Origin of the sequence: Bacillus sp. SIMBA_031, from assembly GCF_046535225.1 — a bacterium.
Taxonomy (GTDB): Bacteria; Bacillota; Bacilli; order Bacillales; family Bacillaceae; genus Bacillus; species Bacillus velezensis.
On sequence record NZ_JAWRXC010000708.1, the window covers coordinates 1 to 234 of the forward strand.

The following is a 234-nucleotide window of genomic DNA, read 5'->3' on the forward strand; positions in this document are numbered from 1 at the left end:
CTTCTTCCGCTCAAGCAGCTGGGCGCCCCGCAGCACCATTGCAGAGGTGACCCATGCCGGCCCAGCCAGCATCACGCGATCCGGACGAAGCACAGCAGCCGCCGGATGAGCCTCTGTGGTGCAAGCACTGCGACACCGACCAGCATCTTTCGGTGGATTCCATCCAGTCGCATTACCCGCCCCTGCCCAACGTGGTGGACGTGACTTACGAGTGCAACGCCTGCCGGTACTCCT

At 63.7% G+C, this 234-nt stretch carries 1 protein-coding gene; it reads left to right on the top strand.

The window, feature by feature from the left end; genetic code table 11:
* Positions 1-53: 53 nt before the first annotated feature.
* Positions 54-234: hypothetical protein (locus SB724_RS21915; RefSeq protein WP_410573196.1), on the top strand; the 181-nt coding region annotated here is incomplete at its 3' end.